The sequence below is a fragment of the Faecousia intestinalis genome (genome assembly GCF_040096185.1).
GTDB lineage: Bacteria > Bacillota > Clostridia > Oscillospirales > Oscillospiraceae > JAZOXB01.
In genome coordinates, this window is the sequence record NZ_JBBMFF010000212.1 from 1 (window position 1) to 4669 (window position 4669).

Annotated in this window: 4 protein-coding genes and 1 tRNA gene; all 5 read left to right on the forward strand. The window is 57.8% G+C overall.

The features are described from left to right. Nucleotide 1: 1 nt before the first annotated feature. The 5 genes from WMO66_RS07515 to WMO66_RS07535 all read left to right on the forward strand — a co-directional run bounded on the left by WMO66_RS07515 (nt 2) and on the right by WMO66_RS07535 (nt 4596). Nucleotides 2–77, forward strand: a tRNA-Gly gene (locus tag WMO66_RS07515). Between the two features lie 107 nt (nt 78–184). Further along, entirely contained in the window at nt 185–1171 is a 987-nt protein-coding gene (locus WMO66_RS07520; RefSeq protein WP_349135798.1) for a calcium/sodium antiporter, read from the forward strand. A gap of 462 nt (nt 1172–1633) precedes the next feature. Then, entirely contained in the window at nt 1634–2305 is a 672-nt protein-coding gene (locus WMO66_RS07525; protein ID WP_349135800.1) for a GntR family transcriptional regulator, read from the forward strand. An 84-nt stretch (nt 2306–2389) separates the two neighbouring features. Next, the gene (locus WMO66_RS07530) at nt 2390–3334 is read left to right on the forward strand and encodes a dihydrodipicolinate synthase family protein (protein ID WP_349135801.1); all 945 of its coding nucleotides are present in this window, start codon (nt 2390–2392) and stop codon (nt 3332–3334) included. 122 nt (nt 3335–3456) lie between these two features. Continuing rightward, entirely contained in the window at nt 3457–4596 is a 1140-nt protein-coding gene (locus tag WMO66_RS07535) for an ABC transporter substrate-binding protein (RefSeq protein ID WP_349135802.1), read from the forward strand. The last annotated feature ends 73 nt before the right edge of the window (nt 4597–4669 follow it).

The following is a 4669-nucleotide window of genomic DNA, read 5'->3' on the forward strand; positions in this document are numbered from 1 at the left end:
TGCGGGTGTAGCTCATCTGGTAGAGCGCCACCTTGCCAAGGTGGAGGTAGCGAGTTCGAGCCTCGTCACCCGCTCCAGAATCGAAAACCGTTGTCACTTGACAACGGTTTTCTTTTACGTTTGCAGAATCTTCGAACCGATCGCCTGCGGGCCTCGGCAGAAGCAATCATTGGAGGGATCGTCCATGCCGCTGGATCTAACCGGAAGCAATCTGTTTTTTGTGCTCGTCCTGTTCGGCGCAGGCCTGTTCTGTATCATGAAGGGCGGCGACCTGTTCGTCGACGCGGCAACATGGATCGCCGAGTCAACCGGCATCCCGAAGTTTATCATCGGCGCGACGGTCGTCAGCTTCGCTACGACCATGCCGGAGCTGCTCGTGTCGCTGTTCTCTGCCTTCGAGGGCAACGCGGACATCGCCGTGGGCAACGCCGTCGGCTCCGTCACGGCCAACACCGGCCTCATCCTGTGTATCTCCCTCGTGTGTATGCAGTGCGTCATGACGCGCAGGCAATATGCCGGGAAGGCTTGCCTGCTGCTGTCTGCCATCTGCTTGCTGTTCGTCTTCACGCGCGACGGCAGTCTCTCGCTGTGGGAGAGCGCGGCCATTCTGGCCGTATTCGCCTTCTACATGGCCGAGAGTCTGCTGGCCGGGCGGCGCGAGCAGGGGGCTGAGCAGCCCGCGGAAAAGCCGAAGAAGGACGGAAGGACCGTCGCGTGGAACATCGGCAAATTCGTGCTCGGCGCGGCCGCCATCGTGCTTGGCGCGCAGCTGCTTATCGACAACGGCTCGGAGCTGGCTCGCCGCATCGGCGTGCCGGATGCCGTTATCGCCGCCACGATGATCGCCATCGGCACCTCACTGCCGGAGCTCGTCACGACCATCATCTCCATCCGCAAAAAGCAGGCCTCGCTCTCTGTCGGCAATATCATCGGCGCGAACATCCTCGATCTGACGCTCATCATGCCGCTGTGCGCCCTGCTGCAGGGCCGCCCGCAGCCCATCGAGCGCCAGGGCATGCTGCTCGATATCCCGGCCTGCCTCATCATCAGCGCGGCCGTGATGATCCCGGCGCTTGCCTGCGGCAGGTTCAAGCGCTGGATGGGCATCCTCGCAGGGGCGCTGTATATCGCTTATCTTGTTATTATGTTCACCTGCTTCGGCGTTGCCTGAGCGGGGGAAACAAAAAATGAAGCGGACAGGTCAACGAATCTGACCTGCCCGTTTTTTCATATGCTGTGCCTGCTTTTGCGGCATTGCGGCCGGAGCGACCAGTCTTGCAGAACGGCAGCGTCCTCATTTCCCGCACACGCCTGTTCCGGCGCGTGTGGGGCTTTTTGTGCTGCGGAAATCGGTCAAAACGGATCGAATTTCGTAACCGGATGGAATAACATGCAAAATGCACAAGTAATACGCCCACGTATTGTGCAAAACAGAAAACTGAATTTTTAATTTAATTTCGGGATTGACAAAACTTGTTCAGGGTGTATAATGAAGCCAGAAAAACGAACCACCGATTTGTAGAAAGCGCAAAAATGAATTTAATATTGACGGGAGATTGAATGGCGGCTACAATACTTCTATACAGCATAAACAGCAGATCGCTCGTGATGATAAAACTGGAGGAAGTATGATATGAACACATTTCGCCTGAAGCGCAATTTGGACGAGGCCGTTTACGAACAGATCCTCTCCAGCATTTTTGAAGGAAAGTTCCATTCCGGCGAGCAGGTGCAGATCGAACGTCTTTGCGAACAGTATGAGATCAGCCGCACGCCGGTCATCCAGGCCCTCAAGCGCCTGGCCACGGACGGCATTGTGGAGACCTCCCCGACCGGTAAGTTCTTTTTCCCCGCCGCGGACGAACGGCGTGTGCGGGATATGATGGAGATGCGCCTGTTCTTTGAGGTCGGCGCTGCAAACCTCATCTGCGACATCGGCGAGCCCGCAATGGATTACCGCATCGCCGAGTGCGAGGAGGAATGCAGCCGCTCGCAGGAGAGCGGCGACAGCTACCGCTCCAGTATGGCGGATATGAAGCTGCACCGTATGATCGTCGCCTGCGCGCGCAATTCCTACATGACGGAGCTGTACAGCCGCGTGCAGAATAACTGCGTCACGCTGAATTACCTGAACCTCAAGGGCGTGGCAGTTGTTTCGCAGGAGGCCGTCGATCACCACAGGATGATCTGCAACGCCCTCCGCCGCCTCGACCGCGCTGCCCTCGTCAGTTCCATCACCACCCATGTGCGGTATGTGGAGGAGCAGATCATCCGCAATATCCGCGAAAATGAGCAGTCAACGTAGACCTGTTTTGTGCACGGCAGGCCTCGCTGATGATAGATGAAAACCAATTCAGAAAAGACGACAAGTCTATCAGGAGGAAGAAATATGAGCACCATGCGTAAGACCAAGGGTTCCGGCGTTATGCCTGCCGTGATGACTTTCTGGAATGCTGACGAGAGCTTCAACCAGAAAGAGACCGAGCGCTATATCCAGTGGGTTTTGGACTGCGGCGCACACAGCCTCTCCGTGACCGGCTCCACCGGTGAGAACATCTCCATGAGCGACGATGAGCAGAAGAAGATCATCGAGTGCCTCGTGAAGTTCGTCGACCATCAGGTCCCCGTTTATCCCGGCACCGGCAAGTATGGCACCGCGCAGACCATCGAGATGACGAAGTTCGCACAGAAGTGCGGCGCCGAGGGCGCGCTGGTCATCATGCCGTATTACCTCATCCCGCACAAGAGAGCCGTCGTAAACCACTTCAAGAAGCTCCGCGAGGCTGTCGGCGATGATTTCGACATCATCCTTTACAATAACCCCCGTTTCTGCGGCTATCAGTTCGAGCCGATCGAGCTGAAGGAGCTGGCAGAGCAGGGCATCATCAACGGCGTGAAGCTGGCTGACGGCCGCGCCAGCTACATCCAGGGCATGAAGCACTACTGCCCGGACGGCATCACCGCTCTCTATGGCCATGACTACGAGCCGCTGCCCGCCTTCTTCGCTGGCGCTGACGGCTGGCTGTCCGGCCTGCCCGGCATCTTCCCGAAGTTCTGCGTCGACCTGTTCAACCTCTGCACCGTGCAGCAGGATGCTCCGGCCGCCCGCAAGCTGTGGGACAAGATGCAGGACTTCATCGACTACTTCATCACCTACAGCAACAACGATCCGCACTGGCACGAGGTCTTCAAGTATGTCCTCAAGTGCTTCGGCTTCGACGCCGGTCTGCCCCGTATGCCGCTGGGCGACCTGCTGCCCGAGGAGAAGAAGAAGGTCGACGCTCTGCTGGCCGACATGGACGTCACCATCAAGGCGACCAACCTCATTAAGTAAGTCATCACCTTTCTCACACCCCGCGCCGGAGAGTCGAACCCCGCTTCTCCGGCGCGGGGGATACCCCTTGCAGGCAATGATCCCAGACCCCACTATCAAGAGAATAAAAGGAGCGTCATGAAATGAAGAAGTTTTCGAAACTGATCGCGCTGGTCCTCGTACTCTCGCTGGTATTTGCTTTCACCGCCTGCGGCAAGGGCGGCAGTGACGATACCATCAAGCTCGGCATCCTCTGCTCCCTGACGGGCAACTCCCAGACGAACGGCGGCTATGCCCAGCAGGGCGCCAAGATGGCCGTGGAAGAAATCAATGCTGCTGGCGGCATCAACGGCAAGCAGATCGAGCTCGTCATCGAGGATGACGGCGGCAAGGCCGACACGGCCATCAACGCCTATAACAAGCTCCAGAGCCAGAAGGTCGTCGCTATCGTCGGCCCGATGCTCAGCTCCCTCGCACTGGCCATGGACCAGAACGTCCAGACCGGCAAGATCCCCCTCCTCATCGGTGCAACGAGCGCCGCTCTGACTGACAACATCGACAATCCCTATTTCCACCGTCTGCGCTGCTCCGACACCATCATGGCGGAGGTCGCGGCGTCCTATGCCGTCTCCAACTACGGCGCCAAGAAGATCGGTATCTTCTACTGCAGCGATGACTACGGCTCCGGCGCGATGCACACCATCACGAAGTGGTGCGATGCCAACGGTGTGGAATACTACGAAGCCGGCCACAACGCCGGTGATAAAGACCTCAGCACGCAGATCCTCAAGGTCAAGGAAGAGAACTGCGACGTGGTCATCATGTGGGCCCATGACGACGAGTGCGCCCTGGCTGCCCGCCAGTTCTATGAGCAGGGCCTGAACCTGCCCGTCATCAGCTCCACGACCATCGCGACCCCGCAGGTCTACTCCCTGTGCAACGCCGAGTGGATCGAGGGCTGGAACTATGTGACCGACTTCATCGCCGAGAACCCCTCTGAGCTCGTTCAGACCTTCTCGAAGAACTATGACGAGAAGTACGGCTCCACGCCGGAGATCTATGCCGCAACGTACTACAACGGCGTCTATGCCTTTGCCGACGCTGCCAAGCGCGCGACCTCTCTGGAGTCTGCTGACCTCTGCGAGGCCCTGAAGACCATCAACCTCGACACGCTCTACGGTGTTTACACGGCCAACGACAAGCGTGAGCTTGCCCATACCGCCATCATCGGCGTGATGAAGAATCTGGTGCCGTCCTATCAGGATCAGGTCACCATGGATTAATACTGATTCCTGATTAAAACATTTAATCAGGAATCCCGTGTGCTACGCACACTCGCATCGTGCTGACGCACGC